This window comes from Photobacterium frigidiphilum, from assembly GCF_003025615.1.
Lineage (GTDB): Bacteria > Pseudomonadota > Gammaproteobacteria > Enterobacterales > Vibrionaceae > Photobacterium > Photobacterium frigidiphilum.
Genome location: NZ_PYMJ01000028.1, coordinates 66,940 through 85,294 on the forward strand (window position 1 = coordinate 66,940; position 18,355 = coordinate 85,294).

Consider the following 18,355-nt stretch of genomic DNA (forward strand, 5'->3'; position numbering starts at 1 on the left):
ATTACCTGTCATACACAACGAAATACATGTCGTAATATACCTAATTCAAAAAGGAATATTGCGCTAAAACCTTTCGCTTATTGAAGAATGGGATCTTGAATCAAAAAAAATATTACAATACTGACTGTACAATTCCGCCAATTCATTTACTTTGAGTGAATAAGCATTTCCTTACATGGATGTAATACATTGAAACTTCGTAGTACTGCCCTCGTAAAAGGCTTTAGGCAATCAGCCCCCTACGTGAATGCACACTCAGGTAAAACGGTTGTCATTATGTTAGGCGGCGAAGCCATTGCTGATCCTAACTTTGCAAATATTGTTAACGATATCGCGCTGTTAAACAGCCTTGGGTTACAGATTGTTGTGGTATATGGCGCTCGCCCGCAAATATCACACTTATTAACCTCACAGGGCTACACAACGCCTTACCATAAAGGTATTCGGGTTACCGACGCACGCGCGCTAGAGCTAGTAAAACAAGCGGCGGGGCAATTACAGCTCGATATTACGGCACGATTTTCGATGGGGCTCAACAACACACCAATGGCAGGGGCGCAGATAAATGTCATAAGTGGCAATTTCATTATCGCCCAGCCACTTGGTATTGATGACGGTATCGATTATTACCATACTGGCCGTATTCGCCGTATTGATATCGATGGTATTCAGCGCCAACTCAATCAACATTCAATTGTATTGCTCGGCCCAGTGGCCAGCTCAGTCACCGGCGAATGCTTTAACCTTACCTCAGAAGAAGTCGCAACTCAGCTAGCCATAAGATTAAAGGCCGATAAGTTAATTGGTTTTTGCTCGGAACAAGGTGTTATTGACCTTGATGGTGAAGTGGCATCAGAGATGTTGCCCAACGAAGCAGAAACGGCTCTACAACGTTTAATCGAAGCACAAGAAGATGATTGTGGTACTGCTCGTTTCTTACGAGGGGCCGTTAGTGCATGTCGTGCTGGCGTACCACGAAGCCATCTGATTAGTTATAAAGAAGACGGGGCTTTAATCCAAGAGCTCTTCTCGCTTGATGGTATTGGTACCCAAATCGTAATGGCAAGTGCTGAAAAAGTGCGTGGTGCAGGCATTGATGACATTGGTGGTATTCTCGACCTTATCTACCCTCTCGAACAAGAAGGCATTTTAGTACGTCGCTCTCGTGAACAACTCGAACAAGAAATCGAACAGTTCACCATTATTGAACGCGATGGGCTGATTATTGCTTGCGCTGCACTGTATCCATTTCCTGATGAAAAAATTGCCGAGATGGCATGTGTTGCTGTTCACCCTGATTTTAGAGACGGGGATCGTGGTGTCATACTGCTTAATCGCCTTCGTCAGCAAGCCAAAGAACAGCGCCTAAAACACATTTTTGTCTTAACCACTCGCAGCGTACATTGGTTCCTAGAGCAAGGCTTTATCGAGTCCGATGTAGAACAATTACCGATGGCTAAAAAAGCGTTATATAACTTCCAACGTCGATCCAAGATTTTAGTGTTGGCTGTCTAGACAAACGCCTGCAATAGCAGGCATTTATTATCATTTACAGCCCTTAAAGCCTATCCTAATAAACAGGCTAATCCACTTGCTCTTTCCGTTCGTAGTCTTACAGCACGAGCTATCACATCTGGTTGAGCGAACAGATATAAGCGGGTTTTCGCTCGTGTAACACCTGTATAAATCAGTTCTCGCGTTAAAATGGGCGTGAAGTCTGCAGGCAATACCATTAAGGTGTCTTCAAATTCAGACCCTTGCGATTTATGGATCGTCATCGCATACACGGTTTCATGTTCAGGTAACCGGCTTGGCAATACGCTACGAATAGACCCGTCTGGCATTTCAAAAAAGACGCGCAGATGCGGTTTATTGGGATCGACTTTTTCATCAATCATGGCGATACCAATATCACCATTATAGAGCCCTAAACCATGATCATTTCGAGTGATCATGACAGGTCGACCTTCATACCAAGTATCATCGGTTTGGCTTATTTTTCCAATTCGTACCAGTTCACGTTCTATGCGCTGATTCAAACCAACCACACCAAAATCACCTTCCCGTAATGCACATAATAACCGTACGCTAGAAAAGGCTTTCAATACCACTTCCGGTTCTTGCTTATGTTCAATGGCATCTAAATAATCACGGTAGAAGGTTACCGTTCGATTAATCATCTTTTGGTAGTTTTCAGCACTCAGTGGGTAATGATTAATGTCTTTGAAATCGTGTTGGCAAACTTTTTCAACATCATACGGTTTTCCATCATTAATCGCTTTCGCCAACTTACCAATACCCGACTCGGCATGAAAACGGTAACTTTTTTGCAGCATGCACAAGCTATCTGCAATCGGGCTAACACTGTTATCTTCATGCGTACCACTATGAATACCAGAGACATTAAACCCTGTTAACTGGCTAAGCACTTGATCTTGCTGCGGGCTGTACCCCTGACTGGCAAAAGCACAAATATCCCCCAGCACAGCGCCAGCTTCAACAGAGGCAAGCTGATCACGATCACCTAACAGAATCAATTTTGCATGGGGTGGTAATGCATCAAGCAAACGCGCCATCATTGGTAAATCGACCATCGATGCTTCATCAACCACCAGCACGTCAAGGTGTAATGGGTTATCACGGTGATGACGAAAATCAACTTGATTAGGTACTGAACCTAATAAGCGGTGAATGGTACTTGATTGCGTTGGGATGCGCAGACGCACATCAGGGTCAACAGGTAGCGACTGTACCGCTAAACCAATCGACTCAGTCAAACGGGCAGCAGCTTTCCCTGTGGGTGCTACTAGCTTAATGTTCGGTGTAATGACCTCATCACCGCTATTAGCATCATCGGCTTGCATCACTAACGCAGCAAGTAACTTGGCGACGGTCGTTGTTTTACCAGTACCCGGCCCACCTGATATAACCGAAAATTGACGTGTAATCGCCATCGCGGCTGCTACTTTCTGCCAGTTAAGGCACACAGACTGTGGCACCAAATCATCCAATACAGATAACTCTTCCGCTTTATTTGCCGAGGTTAATGCCACATCAATGGCTTGCCAATCCAGTTCAGCAGCTTGAACCACATCTAACTTATCACACACTTCTTTCTGGCGACGCTCAGCACTGTCACCAGCATCAGATGTTGATGACGGCCCTTTTTTTAACTGCTGTAAGGCTTGATACAAATAGGTATAAGTACGAGGAAATAGCGTATTCAGCACCGATGGCATAACAGCTGCAGGCGCTATCGATTGCGCAGCATGCAACAATTTGTTTGCCACCAGCTGCTCAAAATGCCAGTAACGGTGCAAATATAAACGACCGTCTTGAAGTACTAGCGGTGTGGCATGCTGTTCACCTTGCGCCATGTTTGAAATAACTGATAAACCACTTAGCTCAGCTTCCCAATTTTTAGGCTCTGGTAAACCATCTAGTAAGGTAACTGACACACGGCTAGATAGGCCAAATAATGATTGAGTATTCAGATCATCTAGCCTTAAACAGACGTGCCCTTTGCCTAATTCATGACTGACAAGAGCAGTAATCAAAGCCACTAATGAGGAATGCGATTCAGGGCAACGCAACGCAACGAATTTAGCAAACTGATAATCAAGCTGACGCAATGCACCTTGCTTTGTGAGTTCTTGCAAACGCTTAAGCATCGATCTGCTCTCCATCAATTAATTGTTCTAGTTCAAGCAGTAAGGCTTCACTTGGCCGCGCATGGAAAATGCCACTGTCGCTGCCTGCTTCCATGCCACGTAGAAACAAGTAAAACACGCCACCAAAGTGGGTTTCGTAATCATAATTAGGCATGCGGCTGCGCAGAAAGCGCTGTAATGCAAGGGCATAGATTTGGTATTGCAAATCATAACGGTGATCACGCATGGCTTCGACTAGCTGTGCGCCACGGTACACACTAGGGTCATCCCCTAAATGGTTCGATTTCCAATCGAGTACATAGTATTTTCCATCATGCTCAAACACTAAATCGATGAAGCCTTTCAGCATGCCACTGACCGTCGCAAAGCCCAGCTCACCGGCTTTGGCTGATACTGTGTCATGCTTTGCTATTACCTTATTCAACATTCTCGATGACAATAAGGTGATTGGCAGTAGAAACTCCATTTCCGTTAGTCGCTGTGACGGGTTCTTATCGACTAATTTCATGCCCTGCCCGTCTAATGAGCAGTTCAATACATCTTTAATCAATTGTTGTAATACTGGTAACCACACCAGATCATAATTTTCTTTTTGCAACAAATCGGTCAAGGTTACCACGGTTTCAGGGCTGTCGACGGGCGCTGTAAATTCAATCTCTTCAAACACGGTATGCAAGAATGTACCGGGACGCGCACCACGCGGAAAAGTATAAATTGAATATTCAGGCTCAAGTTCAAGCAGATTACCGTCATGATCAACGCTGGCTTCGCCCTCAATCGCCGTTTCAACCGCTGATTCAATATCAAACCCCGGCAAATCTAAGCTACTGTCATGGTAGGCTTGGTGTCCTTGCTTCACTAGGCTGGAATAACTAGTCATCCACCAATTACGCTCAAGCGACATCGTAAAATGATTAGGCGATAGCTCTGCATCGTCTTGCGCTAGTGGCTGCCACTTTTCTTCAGGTAAAACAGGTGGTTCGATAACGGTAATCGCAGGTTGGCTTTCTGCTAATTTCGCTAAGGCTAGTTCCAAATCAGCAATGGTGCCTTCTTTGCCATTTTGAATTAAATGCCCCATTGCTGAGTGATGTAATCCGGTCGGTTCTTTGGTACTCCGACCATTACGAATCGGAGCCATACCTATATAACAACCATACACCGCACGCGTTAGGGCAACGTAAATAAGACGAAGATCTTCTGCTAGGCGCTCTTTATCAGCTTTTTCAATCGAATCTGCTTGCTTGGCTATATCTAATACTGTGATGTTTTCTGCTTCATCGTGGTATTTCACTTCACCTTTACTATCAACTTCACGATAGCTACACACAAACGGCATAAAGACGAGGTCATATTCTAGCCCTTTCGATTTGTGAATAGTGACGATTTGTACCAAGTTACGCTCTGATTCCAAACGTAAAACCTGATCTTCAGCATTGCCGTTCGGCTCTGCTACATGCTCGGCTAACCAACGTAATAAACCGTAATCACTGTCTAAGGTTTGACTCGCTTCTTGCAGTAACTCAGCAATATGCAGTAAATCGGTTAAACGGCGCTCGCCGCCTTCTTCTGCTAATAGGTTTTCAGCCATTTTTTCTTTTGCCATCACGCTACGTATCATTGCCATTACGCCACGTGTTAGCCATTGTTTGCGGTACTCTTTGAAGTTATTGATTGCCGCTTCCCATGCATTCTCACTATTGTTGAGTTCATCAAGTTCAACGGCTGTTAATGCAAATAGGCTAGAGGCCAATGCCGCACGTAATGCACGATCATCTTCAGGGGTGAGTACTGCTTGTAATAAACGTTGAATATCTGCCGCTTCAGCTGTTGAAAATACGCTATCACGGTTTGATAGATACACACTGGCAATGCCTTGTTCTGACAATGCCTTTCGCACTAATTTACCTTCATTACCAGTACGTACTAGCACTGCAACATCACTGGCTTGAATTGCTTTCTTGTTGTCTTTGTCTTGGAAAAAAGCACTGCCTTGTTCTGATTGAGTCAGTACATTCTGAATTTGTGCCGCGGTCGCATTCGCCATGGCTTCTTGATAACTGCCTTTCGTGACGGGCTTACCGTCAAAGCTGTCTTGATGCCAGAACGTCAAGGCGTGTTGAGCTTGATTATCTAACCACCAGCTACGGTCTGGGGCTTTAGGGCTATGGTTAACCGATAAAAATTGAATATCTTGATCGTAAATGAACGGGCTCTCGGGTCGAGCAAAAACACTGTTCACCGACGCAATCATATCTGCTGTTGAACGCCAGTTAGTATCGAGCGTGTAATGATCGTGTACCTGACGACGAGCTTGAATGTACGTGAAAATATCTGCGCCTCGGAAGGCATAAATCGCCTGCTTAGGATCGCCGATCATAAACAAACCGCATTCCGGTTGATCTCGATAAATATTACTGAAAATACTGTATTGCTGTGGATCGGTATCTTGGAATTCATCAATCATTGCGACCGGATACTGATTTCGTATACGCCCAGCCAGCAGATCATCTTGATCGTTATCGATCGCAGCAGATAATTGGGTTAACAAGTCATCAAACGATAACCACCCTTTACGCTCTTTTGCTTGCGCCAATAACACACGACACTGTTCGATGGCATGCGCCATTAAAGGATCATGTAAGTTAGCCGGATTATCGAGCAACTCACCAATGGCGACAAATACCGCATGCTCAGGCGCTTCACCCTTCGCGGTTTTTTCGATTAATGTGTGCTGATGAAAGCGATCCAATTTATCGGGCAGTTCATAGTTATCGGTGGGTTGTGCTGCCCACTGGCTCACCTGTGCCAGCCAAGTCGGTAAGCTTTTTTTGGTATAACTGCGCTTATTAACCCCTGAATTGGCGATCAGAGGTTCAAGGTCTGTTTCATGCTCACGCCATAGTGCTTTAATCGCATCGATACGTTGCATGTTTTGCTGATGCAAATCAGCCAACGAATCGCTCATTGCCGCAACTGACAACTTCACAGGAGCGCCTGTTAAGCTGCCCCCGATGTCTTTTAACAATGCCGCCGGAGATGACCAAATATTGCGGACTTCATTGGCTAACGCATGAGGTAGGTGGTAAAAATTTCGACGCCAATAATCGGCAGCTACCAAGCTTTTCAACTGGCTTTCATCGGTAACAAATTCATTATTAAAGCGACTACCCGATTCAAACGCATTTTGGGTAAGCATTCGCTGGCAGAAACCGTGAATGGTATAAATGGCCGCTTCATCCATTTGGCGTTCTGCATTCAACAGAATTTGTGCCGCCGCTTTATGATCACTAATGGCGGTTAATAGCGGTTCAATAACCGGATCGTTACTAAAGCCACGACAAAATGCGATTTGAGCATCATGAATTCGCGCACGAATACGATCTCTTAATTCGGCAGTTGCCGCTTCAGTAAACGTCACCACCAAAATCTGATCAACAGTCAGCTCTGATGCATGGCGCGTTTCAGCGTTACCGTGCCCCAACAACAAACGTAAATATAAACTCGCAATGGTAAAAGTCTTTCCTGTACCAGCAGATGCTTCAATTAAACGCGCACCATGCAGTGGGAAAGTCATCGGCTGCAATTTAGTGGGTGTATTCGCACTACCCGTTGGTTGATTATTCAAGTCTGACGGGTTATCCAAGCCTGATTGCACATTCAAATCTGGTTGCATGATATTGCCAAAGCCTTTTGTTGTTGGCGTATCAGATATGCCGTTATTGAGACATTCACCATCCAATACCCATGATATAAATACGTGTTTTACAAACCATTTCTAAATAAAGTGAGAGCCGAATAACGCCCCTATCGTTCACTTCAGTGATAGTGATCACATTTACATTGTGATCAATCACTTATAAACACTTTTTGATTTGTAAAATACCATTATGCTTTAATGATGTGAGAGCTTACTCACTGTTTAGCGTCAGAGGTTTAGCTAGTATCGCCCGCAAGAAACGTGGTCTACCTCTGGACCTGTGGTCGTACAGCGAACACCCTACAAATAAAAAATGATTTGCTGGCGACCACGCTACACCTCTTTACTCCACACCTTTTTATTCCACATCTTGTACTCAACAGCCAGTCACTTACTCTCAGTCATCTTCTACAACATCACTGTTTAAGATCGCAGCCTGTAAAACACGACTCGCTAATTGTGAGGCTTCAGCAGCAAGCTCATCATTCCATTGTGGCCATACTCGTGCGATGTAGCTATCTGCACCTTCCCCAGGAAATAAGTACCCATCATTAAAGCAATCAGCCATCTTTTTCAGTGACTTATCAATGGTTTCTTCATCATCTTTCCAGCTACCATCACGGCCGATACATGCCTGAATACCCGCTTGCGCTGTTTTAGGAAAGTAAGGCAAAGGCTGATTCAAGCCGTGGTAATACAGCGCCATCACATCTTGCAGGTAAGCCTTGGCTTGATCCGGTTCGATAATAGATAACACAAGGTGTTTATCGGTACCGATTAGGTGAGTCTGTTGACCACAGTGGCTTGCTGATAAACATAGATGATCAAACCAAGCCGTTAAGTGATCTTGCGCGCGAACTTTACCGCTACGGTAACGCACCAAACCGGATTGATAACGCTGTTTTAACCACCCTTGCAGGTTCACATCATGACCAGCAACTTGGAAAATAAGATCAACTTCATGATCATCCAGTGGGCGATTAACGAGCGGCACAATTTTATCGGCTAATGACACAACTTCAGTACGTGTCATGGCTAAATCTAGCTCACCAAATGCCGCGACAGGTAACCCACCAGCCGCTTTTTGTTCAGCAGAAAATGCAGCAAAGACGGCATCCTCATTCTTGTTGCTCACCTTAGCATCAAGCAGCAATGCCAATAGTTCATCACGTAGCAAGTAGCTTTCTAAGCCATTCAATATGAACGGCTCATCATCTTCCATCACACCCATCGGTGGTTCAAAGAAAACTTTCAAACGACGATTAAAAAAGTAACGTACCGGTAAACGCCAGAATCGCTGCAACTCCGCCAATTCTAAGACCAATTCCTGATCACTAACCATGGGTTCTGCATCTAATGCTGTAAGCTGAAATGCTTTGTTTGCCTCACCGTGTCGCGCCGCGGCTGGTAACCATTCAGCAGCAAAACTCGGTTTCTCACCAATAAAGGCGGTTGGGCTAAAAGGTACTAGAGGATGGTGATGAACTAACAGTTCTTCTTTCAATCGTTTGGCTGATTGATCTACAGGTAAGACTTCATCGCCTTCTAGGCAGTAACCTTGCTGGCAGTATTCCACCAGCTCACTGACTAATACTGATGGCACTTTTTCAGCATTATCTTGAATCGAACGGCCCACATAACTGATGTACAAGGTTTCTTGTGCCGATTGAATGGCTTCAAGGAACAGGTAGCGGTCGTCATCACGGCGTGAACGGTCACCAGCTTTGGTGCGGCCATTCATTAAATCAAAGCCTTCTGGCGCGATATTTCGCGGGTAAGCCCCATCGTTCATCCCCAGCAAACATACTACTTTGAAGGGAATTGAACGCATTGGCATCAAGGTACAGAAGTTGACCTGCCCTGCTAAGAAGCGTTGACTTACCCGCTCACCAGACAGCTTATCTTGCAAGTACTGCGTCAATACAGCAGGTGAGATCAATGACTGATAACCCGCATCTGCAAGCTGTTCATGCAAGCGATGTAGGTTATCGCGAATCGATTTCAGTACCAGCTCGCCGTCTAATTCAACGGCTAAGAAATCGTCTAGTAATTGATTAAGCAGATCGGTCCAAGACGATACGCATTGAGGCTGTGCCAACTGCTCACGATAAGAGATCAAGCTATCAATAAACCCTGCAAGTTGCCCTGCTAGCTCCGCATCTAAACCTTGAACCTGCTCATAGGCTGAGATGCCATCAAATAAGCCCGCATCATGAGGCATGGCATAGCCCAACAACATTCGCTGAATACCGAATAGCCACGTATTTTGATTTTGTTCTGGCAGCTCAAATTGGCAAGCGGTTTTCTCATCCAGCCCCCACCGAACACCTGCTTCTTCTATCCAACGTTTAATTTTTTCGAAGCTATTACTATCAAAGCCAAACTTGTTCATAACAGCCGGAACTTCTAACAGTTCCAGTAACTCAGAGGCATTACAACGGCTTTCAGGCAAAGTCAGTAAACGCATGAATGCCAGCAAGATAGGGTTTTCTTGCTCGGCAGTTCGATCTGAAATCGAGAAGGGGATATAACGATTACCCGGCGCATTGCCGAAAACGGATTGAATAGCCGCGCTATACGCATTGATGTCGGCCACCATTACGATCACATCGCGTGGTTTTAGCCCTTTGGCTGTTTCGGCTTCAAACATAGCGAGCAAATTATCATGCAATACTTCCACTTCACGCATCGGGCTGTGGCAAGCATGGATCGATAATGACATATCGCCATCGCTGATCGGAAACTTGTGGTCGCTGGAATCCAGAATCTGATCGTTCTGACGATCTTCTAGATTTAAAATATCGGCCTGAATCGCGTGCAGTAACGAGTCAGGTTCAATATCAACAAAACCCGCATCCACTTCGTTGACCTGCATCTCTGACAATAAATACATATTGTCACGCCCCAACTTACCCATAGAGGCCAGTAAGCTATTGCCCACAACATCATTATGCATGTCATCATCATAATGATTTTCATCGGTATCTTTCAGCACAGCGACATTTTCATCGCTGGCATTTTCATCACCATGTAGCGTGTCATCACTTGAAACATTCAGTTGCTTGATAGTCACTCGTTGATTGGCAGCCAATCGAGCCAAATGCTTACGATCGCGAATATCACCCCAGTAATAACGACAAGGGTTAGTAAACATCAGATGTACATCAATGTGCTCACCCAATGCCGCTAATGCGTCAAGATAACGAGGCGGTAATGATGAAATACCAAACACAAATAATCGTTTCGGTAAATTAGCAGGCAGTGTTCCGCTACTGGCATAATTATCTAACGTATCAATGAAATGTTCATACAGATTGGCACGATGATAAGGCGACTGCCCCAATGCCAATGTTTGATCGTACAACGCTTGCCATAAAATAGGCTGCCAAGGGTGTTCATCACCTAACTCTGCAACAATTTCACCGGCTTCCCATTGTTGAATCCACTCTGGGCGATACACTAAATATTGGTCGAAGATATCTGCAATTTTCTCAGCCAATTGATAAATTTTGAGGCTTTCTGGGTCATTCTCTAAATAGCGTTTTAATGGTTCAAATTCAGGCAAACCCAACTGCTTTGGTAGCACTTCCATCAACTTCCACGTCATCGCCTCTTTATTGAACGCACTGCGCTCGGGCACGTCTGCTAATACCTGAGTAAACATTTTCCAGATATAAGTCGCAGGCAGTGGAAACTCAAGATTTGCCGCTATCCCAAATGATGTCGCCAATTCCATTTTTAACCACTGCGACATTCCTGGGCTTTGCACCAAAATTTGCTCTGGTTCAAAAGGGTTATCTAGAGGGTTAAGGCGGATCAATTCGACTAGCAGTGACTTCAACAAATCCAGTTGATTGGAGTGATAAACAGTAAACACGCAGATATCTCACAAAAAGAGAAAGTTGCATTGATTGTCTACCATCAACTTGCTGGCTGCAAACCTAAATTACAAATACAAAAAAGCCCGGTATCACCGGGCAAAACACATAACATCAAAATATAACGCTTACAAAAAGCACACTCAAAACAATACGGTACACATGAGATTATGCTGAGTAATGCCTAGCGTGATATTAAGCATTATGTGGAACAGGATTGAATAATCGTGAAATTGGACGATAGAACGCTAAGTATCGAATCGCGACATAAGATACCACTGCCGTTGAGACATAAAGCTCGATAGTTGCAAGGCTAAATACTTGCTGAACATATTCAGGAGCAAAGCCATATGCTGCCATCCAAACTGCTGTTTTATAAAGCGCTGTTGCACCAATCACCATTGGGAATGTAAATGCAGCATAGCCAGGACTGAAATCAAGACGTAATAAGCGAAAGAAAGCCACATAGATAACAAAAGTCATTAATACTGCAATACCAGCAAGTAAGCCAATAATCACTGGCGATGGATTTTGTACCACCGTTAAATAACCCGCTAGCGATAAACTCGCAGGCGCTGCCATTATCGCAATTGTTGGTTTGGCTGCATCTGGAATTTCATGGCTAAAAATCAAACGGTAAATCATGATAGGTAACATGACCGCATACACACCCATACCAAATACTAATAGCGCTTCAGCTATTGGACGTAAAGCCCCACCAGGGAAAGCCACATCAGCCACAATTAGACCAATCGGTGGCACAAACCAACTTGGTACCATGTGATGTAATTTAAACTCAATTACACGATGGTAAACAAACAATGCCAAGAAAACCAAATGTAGTATAACGGCAAATAACCACAGTACCTGTGCAGCATACGGCGCATAAATGCCCACCGCTTTTGATACTGCCATCAAAGCCATTGCAAATGTTGGCACAACACTACCCACCACATGGTGTGTTAAGTCGTTCCACAGTGACTTAGGATGAAAAAGAAACTTTGTAGTAAGAATCACTAACAATATTGACGCAATCACAGCACCTGTAACCTGTCCTGCACCATTAAGATCGGCGGCATTTTCCCAGCACCAGCCAAGACTTGCGATACCTAATGCTAAACCCGCCATAGGGGTTGGTGCGCCTGCTACTTTATTTTTAGTTGCTCTAATCATTTTGACCTCTCTAATTTCCCCCCAAATCTCATGTGTCATGGTAAAAACCATTTTGGGCTGAAAACATTAATCTCTGAACACGAAATGATTGTATAAAATTTGAATGATTTATAATAATTGAATATATTGAATACAATATTAAGTTTTGCTTAACGAAGATAACAACCACTAAGAAGGGGCAGTATGAACATTGCGCTGAAGCAATTAAAAGTTTTCGTCACCGTTGCACAAGAACGGACCATTACGGCAGCAGCTGACAAACTATTTTTATCTAAGCCTGCTGTCAGCATGGCGTTATCAGAACTCGAAAAACAACTCGACCATAAACTTTTTGATCGCAATAATAATCGTCTTATCATTAATGAACAAGGCAAGCGATTGCTTCCTCTAGCCGATGAATTACTGTCGCGTAGTCATTCTATTGAGAATTTATTTGATCAAACTGGCCCCGTCACAGGTAACCTGAAGATTGGCTCGAGTGATACGGTAGGTAATCAAGTTACCCCATTTTTATTGAGAGATTTTCGCGAAAGCTCACAGCACTATAATCAATCACTGTTTATTTCGAATACCGCCCAGATTTGTCACAAATTGAGTGAATTTGAACTCGATATCGGTTTAGTCGAAGGTAAAGTACAGCAAAATGATCTTGTGACTGAACCTTGGCTCGATGATGAAATGGTTGTAGTTTGCCACCCAAGTCATCCGTTAACCTTGATTAATAACCTGCGCTTGGCCGATTTAGAAAATTCTGAGTGGGTACTAAGAGAACCAGGGTCTGGCACGCGTGAATTCTTCTTAAATCGCATATCACCTCGATTGGAAAAATGGCATCAAGCATTTGAACTCAACACCACCGAAGCGATCATCAATTGTGTGGCTGCAAACTTAGGTATCACTTGCCTATCAAAGTTAGCCATTCAACATGCCGTGAACGACAATCGGTTGGTGATTCTTGAATTACCCTTAGATATGCGTCGTCAATATTGGTTACTTTTTCATAAAGAAAAATACCAAAGCCCACTTCTTAAACTATTTCTGAATTTTTGCCAGAAGTGGGATTTAAAACGATAGGTCTAAGCTAGGGTTCTCTATATCCGGTTGTCACCGCAACTGAACGAAATGATCTGGCTGATCTGAGACAATGGACGGCCAGTTTCTTGCTGCCAATCATTAAACGCATGTTGCGTCGCTAATAATGACTTTTGAGTATCTCGCCCCCCGTCAATAACCCCGGTATTACGTAAATAAGACTCCATATCTTGAGTCAATAAAAACGTATCTTTACCCATTACACGCAATGTATAAGGGCCAGTATTTCCACCAAGACGTTTGCCATTTTTTTTCATGTAACGCCATAAGCCAATAATGTCACTTTCCGGCCAGTCAGCGACCATTGCCGCAAAAGAACCATACTCAAGTGCTGCCTCATGGATCATTTGTGCATTCGCAGGAATAGTCATAACTTTAGTAAGATGACGAATAATCGCAGGATCAGTCGCTTTTCGTTCCCACATATCTGTTGGCATCAGCAGCATTTTTTCAATATTAAACTGAAAAAAGACCTCTTCGAAATTTGGCCACTTACTGCGTACCACTTTCCAACTAATACCGCATTGAAACACCTTCTGTGAAAACGCAGCTAGCCATCGATCATCAGGAATTGTTTTAATTTCCTGAGCGCTTAAAGGGACTGACAGTAAACTTTCCAGTTCATCATCTCCCCCTTTTCTTTCAGACGCTCGAGTATAAATTTGAGCAAATTTTTCTTTCACCATCACATTAACACGCTTATCACTGGACAGAAGACGTCATACTACTGTATAAGCAGCCAGTAAATCAATTTCTGGAGAGGGTGACCATGGCTGTTATCGTCAAATATGTAGTTGAGCGCAACGGAGAAGAAAAGATGACTTTCACCTCTAAGTCCGAAGCTGACGCATACGACAAAATGCTTGATATGGCTGATGAAATGTTTACTTTGCTTACTGCTAGTGAACTTTTTGAAGATGAAGCTAAACAAGAAGAATTATCATTATTTTTAGCGCAAAAGCGTGAAGAAGTATTGATTGCTCTAGGTGCTAAAAAAGCAAAACCAGCACCTAAAAAGAAAGCTGAATCTGCTAAAATTGTTGAAGAGCAATCACAAGATGAAGCGGCTTAATCATTAATAATGATTTCAGAGGCAAACAATAACTGAGCTTAATCCTTCATTTTTTATTGCCTCTAAATGAATAAACCTCCTATCTAGGGGGTTTTTTTATGCATACTCAAATATTGTCTTACTATTATTCACGTCATATTACTGTCATTTTTGACTGATTGCTTATTCAGCCCTTCTATATCGCTTCAAGTGTCTTTATGATGGTTTTAATGTAATACCAATTTATACAAATTCAGCGACGAGCTTTTTAATGATCAAACTGATCCAGCTCTGAAAATATTTGAAATGGAGAACAATTAATAATGGCTAGCTTTTCAATTGCCTTAGGTACTGCGACTAAAAACCGTGACGGAAAAATCATCGAAGCATTTTTCCCAACACCTACGCTTAACCCTTCAGAAAAACTTGTTAAAGCAGTCGCTGCCGTTGTTTCTTATAAAGAAGGCAACCAGTCTATCGAAGTGACTCCAGCTCAATGCGCTGATCTTACGGTTATATTTCAAGCTGCTGGTGATGAAAAAAGCGCACAATTTGCAGCGAAAGCATCACAATCTTCACAGACATTGATTCTTGTCATTCTGGCGACAGATGCAGCGCCAACATCTGTTTCTGAAGGCTTCTTAAAGCTTCAACTTATCTCGCACCGCCTAGTAAAACCTCATGGCGTAGTACTTGATGGCATCTTCGGCCTGCTACATAACATCGCATGGACCAATAAAGGACCTATCGATTTACCAGAGCTTGCAGAACGTCAAATGGATGCTCGCTTGAATGGTGAAGTTATCATCGTCGATTGTGTCGATAAATTCCCTAAAATGGTTGATTACATCGTACCTACTGGTATTCGTATTGCTGATACTTCTCGTGTTCGTTTAGGCGCACATGTTGGCGAAGGCACAACGGTAATGCATGAAGGCTTCATCAACTTCAATGCCGGAACAACTGGTGTGAGCATGGTTGAAGGTCGTATTTCTGCTGGCGTAATGGTTGGCGAAGGCTCTGATATTGGCGGCGGCGCTTCTATCATGGGTACGTTGTCTGGTGGCGGTAAGATGGTTATCTCTATCGGCGAAAACTGCCTATTAGGCGCAAACGCTGGCTTGGGCTTCCCAATGGGCGATCGTTGTACTATTGAATCAGGCCTGTATGTAACAGCGGGTACTAAGGTTCGCATGCTTGATAACGAAGGCAAAGAAGTTGAAATCGCCAAAGCACGCGATCTTGCGGGTAAAGCTGACCTACTATTCCGTCGTAACTCAATCACCGGTCAGATTGAATGTTTGACGAATAAGTCTGCGATTGAGCTTAACAGTGAGCTTCACAGCAACAACTAAGCTAATTGCTTGGTAGATATGTGAATGTAAATATCACGCATTAAAAAGGCTACCTCGGTAGCCTTTTTTGTCTCTAACTGAGGGAGTGAAACTCAGTATCCACGCTCAATCACACTGTAGCTACTGCGCCCTTGTTTCGGGGTAGCACAATCATCGGGGTAGCCTTGATTAATCACTGTTGTCACTGTTTTTCTTCCTGAACAGTAATCAAACCGCCCTTTTAGGTAACCGGCTCGGTAAGATTCATATTCAGTTTCCGATAACGCACCAAGGTTATTTAGTTTCTTTTCATTTAATTCACGATAACCTTGCTCACCATGATAAGTACCAAGCTGCTGCCACTCTTTATTTTCAGAGAGATCTGCTTCGTACTGCGCAGCACAACCAGACAAGATGATCAGGACAATAAACACCATTAACCTCACCATACTTATTACCTCAACCTATAATGTTTCATTTTCAACTACTGACAGTCGTATCATTAGGTAAGTATGGTTCAGTGTCTCTATTTCGGATTAATTTAATGCGGCAGCTGCTTGTTTACCACTTTCGCTTTTTGCACCAATACGCACCAGTATCAGCCCCAAGCCTGCTGCAACTAACAATACTAGCCCTAAATGCCACGCTTGGCTCATGCCTAATCGCAGTAAAAAACCACTGATTAATGATGCAAATACCATTTGGCAAGCTCCAGATAAGGCAGAAACCGTCCCTGCTCGGCTGCCATACGGAATCAATAACATTGATTGTGCACACGGAAAAGCCATGCCATTTGCCATCGCTAGTAAGAAGTGACCCGCACTGATCCACTGTGGAGTCATCGGAGAAAAGAACAGTACAATACCAGCAATTAAATGAAGAAAAGGCGCAATCTGCAACACTTTTTGCGTGCCGAAAATAGGACGTATTCGCTGGCATAACAAGCCACCAGAAAGCATACCGAATGCAGGGATCATCGCCCATAATGCGTACTGTTCAGAACTCATGCCGATTTGTACTTGCATAATAAACGGCATTAATGAGATAGAAATCACCACTAATGAAAAGTTGATCCAACCGATCCCAGCAAAACTAAGAAAGTGGCGCTCACGCATCAACGAGAAATAAGACACCACCAATTTACCGACAGATTCAGGCTTATTAGTTTGATTAAGCGTTTCCGTAAAGGCAAATAACAGCACAAGCCAAATCAAACCGATATAGGCCAATAAAATAATAAATACCGTCAGCCAACCCAAATAATGGTTAACTAGCCCACCAATCACTGGCGCAACAATGGGCGTAAAAGCAGCAACAATAGCGACCCATGTCATCGCTTTTACAAAATTTTGATTTTGATAGGAATCACGCAAGGTGGCTCTTGCTAACACAGCAACACTACCTGCCCCCAAGCCTTGGATAAAGCGTCCGGCTAACAGCCATGAAAATGAATCAGCATGCGTAACAGCAAGAATTAAACCGAGCAGGGCAATTAATAAGCCAGACAATAAAACAGGTCGACGGCCCAACACATCCGAAAGTGGACCATATACTAATTGCGAAGGACCAAAACCCAGAAGATAAACAGAGACTAATAATTGGGCTTGGTCAGCACTGACATTAAGATCTTGTGCTATCCACGGTAAGGATGGGAATACTAACCCTAGGCTTAATTGTCCAATGCTGACCATTAAACACGCTAGTAATAAAGGTTTCCAGTTGAACCTTTCCATGTTTCTCCTTCTTAATTCGACGTACCCTCCATTATGCACGTTATTAACAAAACGATAAGCAGCATAAAAACAAGGCATAATTTCCCACTGGGAATGAATGCCTTGTTTGATATTAGTGCTTTTTAATTGTATATGTCAGTGGGTTTTTAAGTGAAAACTTACTGCCTGTAGTTTCAGCTTTACGCTGCTTCATTCCCAGTAATACTTCTTTCTGTACACGTATAATAGAGAAGAAACGGATAACCATAAAGGCGATGAAGATCGGCATAATGAACTGTGCTATAGGCGCAGATTTCAGAACCAAATCATTTATTAGCCATACAGCGATCATCAATAACATAATGAAAAAAGAATGAGGCTTCAGAACAATTTTAACTTCGTCTTCATTTTCTGTTCTCTCATAAAAAAACTTCATGCATGTACCTATTTCTTGGACCTTAAAAAATTGCCCTAACCCTCTCATAATCACCAAGCCGGTGACAAGTGCTTATTGAACTCGATTCTAAGTCAGTTGTAACAATTCATTGAAAGCAGTGTAAGCCGAGCGAATGTTAGTACAAGAGAATGTCTATTCCGTTCTAGTTTCCATTTTCTATAGACGTAAAAAAGCCCTAATCTTTCGATTAGGGCTTCTTCAATAATGGCGGAGTGGACGGGACTCGAACCCGCGACCCCCGGCGTGACAGGCCGGTATTCTAACCAACTGAACTACCACTCCGCAGT

At 43.4% G+C, this 18,355-nt stretch carries 12 protein-coding genes and 1 tRNA gene; 4 read left to right on the forward strand and 9 right to left on the reverse strand.

All coding sequences use genetic code 11. The features are described 5' to 3' along the window. The first annotated feature begins 189 nt into the window (after positions 1–189). Positions 190–1,515, forward strand: a complete 1,326-nt coding sequence (gene argA / locus C9J12_RS21800) for an amino-acid N-acetyltransferase (RefSeq protein ID WP_107244623.1) — start codon at positions 190–192, stop codon at positions 1,513–1,515. Between the two features lie 50 nt (positions 1,516–1,565). Here the strand turns inward: argA and recD are convergent, their stop codons facing one another. The 4 genes from recD to C9J12_RS21820 form a co-directional block, all read right to left on the reverse strand. Then, a complete protein-coding gene (gene recD / locus C9J12_RS21805) occupies positions 1,566–3,671 on the reverse strand; it encodes an exodeoxyribonuclease V subunit alpha (RefSeq protein WP_107244624.1) in 2,106 nt (701 codons plus the stop codon). Next, positions 3,664–7,248, reverse strand: a complete 3,585-nt coding sequence (gene recB, locus C9J12_RS21810) for an exodeoxyribonuclease V subunit beta (RefSeq protein ID WP_193944696.1) — start codon at positions 7,246–7,248, stop codon at positions 3,664–3,666. Before recB ends, recD begins: the two co-directional genes overlap by 8 nt. 520 nt (positions 7,249–7,768) lie before the next feature. Continuing rightward, positions 7,769–11,248, reverse strand: coding sequence for an exodeoxyribonuclease V subunit gamma (gene recC, locus C9J12_RS21815; RefSeq protein WP_107244625.1), 3,480 nt, complete (start codon positions 11,246–11,248; stop codon positions 7,769–7,771). A 196-nt stretch (positions 11,249–11,444) separates the two neighbouring features. Then, positions 11,445–12,422, reverse strand: coding sequence for a TDT family transporter (locus C9J12_RS21820; protein WP_107244626.1), 978 nt, complete (start codon positions 12,420–12,422; stop codon positions 11,445–11,447). Positions 12,423–12,605: 183 nt separating this feature from the next. On the opposite strand from C9J12_RS21820, the gene C9J12_RS21825 reads away from it, so the two are divergent. Further along, complete coding sequence (locus C9J12_RS21825; protein ID WP_107244627.1) at positions 12,606–13,496, forward strand: LysR family transcriptional regulator; 891 nt, start codon at positions 12,606–12,608, stop codon at positions 13,494–13,496. 17 nt (positions 13,497–13,513) lie between these two features. Here C9J12_RS21825 and C9J12_RS21830 read toward each other — a convergent pair whose 3' ends face one another. Beyond that, a complete protein-coding gene (locus C9J12_RS21830) occupies positions 13,514–14,200 on the reverse strand; it encodes a DNA-3-methyladenine glycosylase I (protein ID WP_107244628.1) in 687 nt (228 codons plus the stop codon). Between the two features lie 83 nt (positions 14,201–14,283). Here C9J12_RS21830 and C9J12_RS21835 point away from each other — a divergent pair, with 83 nt between their 5' ends. Together C9J12_RS21835 and dapD are read left to right on the forward strand one after the other, a co-directional pair. Beyond that, on the forward strand, positions 14,284–14,586 hold the full coding sequence (locus C9J12_RS21835) for a YebG family protein (protein ID WP_107244629.1): 303 nt from the start codon (positions 14,284–14,286) through the stop codon (positions 14,584–14,586). A 302-nt stretch (positions 14,587–14,888) separates the two neighbouring features. Continuing rightward, a complete protein-coding gene (gene dapD, locus C9J12_RS21840; RefSeq protein ID WP_107244630.1) occupies positions 14,889–15,920 on the forward strand; it encodes a 2,3,4,5-tetrahydropyridine-2,6-dicarboxylate N-succinyltransferase in 1,032 nt (343 codons plus the stop codon). Positions 15,921–16,012: 92 nt separating this feature from the next. On the opposite strand, the gene C9J12_RS21845 is transcribed toward dapD, so the two are convergent. From C9J12_RS21845 to C9J12_RS21860, 4 genes are all read right to left on the reverse strand, one after another. Next, positions 16,013–16,336: a DUF2799 domain-containing protein gene (locus tag C9J12_RS21845; protein ID WP_227876429.1), complete on the reverse strand. Its 324-nt coding sequence runs from the start codon at positions 16,334–16,336 to the stop codon at positions 16,013–16,015. Between the two features lie 99 nt (positions 16,337–16,435). Further along, a complete protein-coding gene (locus C9J12_RS21850) occupies positions 16,436–17,632 on the reverse strand; it encodes a multidrug effflux MFS transporter (protein WP_107244632.1) in 1,197 nt (398 codons plus the stop codon). A gap of 112 nt (positions 17,633–17,744) precedes the next feature. Next, positions 17,745–18,047 carry a hypothetical protein gene (locus tag C9J12_RS21855; protein WP_006232622.1) on the reverse strand — a complete coding sequence of 101 codons (303 nt, stop codon included), beginning with the start codon at positions 18,045–18,047 and terminating at the stop codon, positions 17,745–17,747. A 226-nt stretch (positions 18,048–18,273) separates the two neighbouring features. Next, positions 18,274–18,350 (reverse strand) — tRNA-Asp (locus C9J12_RS21860). Positions 18,351–18,355: the final 5 nt, after the last annotated feature.

Excerpts from the sequence above, each read along its gene's own strand:
- recD (WP_107244624.1), bottom strand. The coding sequence starts at position 3,671 with ATGCTTAAGCGTTTGCAAGAACTCACAAAGCAAGGTGCATTGCGTCAG.
- recB (WP_193944696.1), bottom strand. The coding sequence starts at position 7,248 with ATGACTTTCCCACTGCATGGTGCGCGTTTAATTGAAGCATCTGCTGGT.
- C9J12_RS21820 (WP_107244626.1), bottom strand. The coding sequence starts at position 12,422 with ATGATTAGAGCAACTAAAAATAAAGTAGCAGGCGCACCAACCCCTATG.
- C9J12_RS21825 (WP_107244627.1), top strand. The coding sequence starts at position 12,606 with ATGAACATTGCGCTGAAGCAATTAAAAGTTTTCGTCACCGTTGCACAA.
- C9J12_RS21830 (WP_107244628.1), bottom strand. The coding sequence starts at position 14,200 with ATGGTGAAAGAAAAATTTGCTCAAATTTATACTCGAGCGTCTGAAAGA.
- C9J12_RS21835 (WP_107244629.1), top strand. The coding sequence starts at position 14,284 with ATGGCTGTTATCGTCAAATATGTAGTTGAGCGCAACGGAGAAGAAAAG.
- dapD (WP_107244630.1), top strand. The coding sequence starts at position 14,889 with ATGGCTAGCTTTTCAATTGCCTTAGGTACTGCGACTAAAAACCGTGAC.
- C9J12_RS21845 (WP_227876429.1), bottom strand. The coding sequence starts at position 16,336 with ATGGTGTTTATTGTCCTGATCATCTTGTCTGGTTGTGCTGCGCAGTAC.
- C9J12_RS21850 (WP_107244632.1), bottom strand. The coding sequence starts at position 17,632 with ATGGAAAGGTTCAACTGGAAACCTTTATTACTAGCGTGTTTAATGGTC.
- C9J12_RS21855 (WP_006232622.1), bottom strand. The coding sequence starts at position 18,047 with ATGAAGTTTTTTTATGAGAGAACAGAAAATGAAGACGAAGTTAAAATT.